The organism is Streptomyces colwelliae, assembly GCF_048158785.1.
GTDB lineage: Bacteria > Actinomycetota > Actinomycetes > Streptomycetales > Streptomycetaceae > Streptomyces.
On sequence record NZ_JBLTJC010000862.1, the window covers coordinates 1 to 756 of the forward strand.

The 756-nt window shown below is 70.9% G+C and carries 1 pseudogene; it reads right to left on the reverse strand.

Features of this window, described 5'->3' with window-relative positions:
• Positions 1 to 253: 253 nt before the first annotated feature.
• Positions 254 to 756, reverse strand: a pseudogene (locus ACNFOC_RS54850) (MFS transporter); the annotation flags it as partial.

The window sequence follows — 756 nt, forward strand, 5'->3', positions numbered from 1 at the left end:
GTCGAAGGGGGGCAACTTCGGGGACGCAGCCATCACACAGCCTCCGGCACTAAAAACTATCACCGCTAGTTACGACGACGGGCCCGACGTTACGACGACGGCTCGGGCACGTCCAGCACAGCCACAAACCGGGCGACCGCGCCCACGTCCGAGCCCCGGGGCCCGCAGCCGCCAGCGGCGAGGCACCCCCACAAGACACGTCCACCCCTCGATTGCCCGTAAACGGGCGGTGCGTGGGTGGGAGAGGTGTTGGTCAGGCTGAGACGCGGGACTGTGTGACTTCCCTGGGGGCAGGCACACCCACCGCAGCCGCAGGCGCCTCGCACTGCATCACCCGGGGCAGCCTCAACGCCATCACCGCCCCCAGCAACAGCAACCCCGCACTCACGAGCAACGTGACATGCAGGCCGTGGACGAAAGCGTGCCGCGCCGCGTCACGCAGGGCGGCGCCACGTACCCCGCCCAGCCGCGCGGCGACGTCGTACGCCTCGCCCAGCGAATGCCCCGCGGACGCCGACGCGGACGCCGGTACACCGGGAACGGACGACAGCCCGGGCGCGTACGCCGCGTTCATCACGCTGCCGAGAAGCGCGATGCCGATGCCCGCGCCGAGTTGGTAGGAGGTCTCGCCTATCGCCGCCGCGCCCCCCGCCTGGGCCGGCGGCGCCTCGCTCAGCATCGACTCGTACGCCCCGAAGAGCGTCATCTCCAGGCCGAAGCCGAGCAGCAGGAACCCGAAGAGCAGCAGCCCGGTGT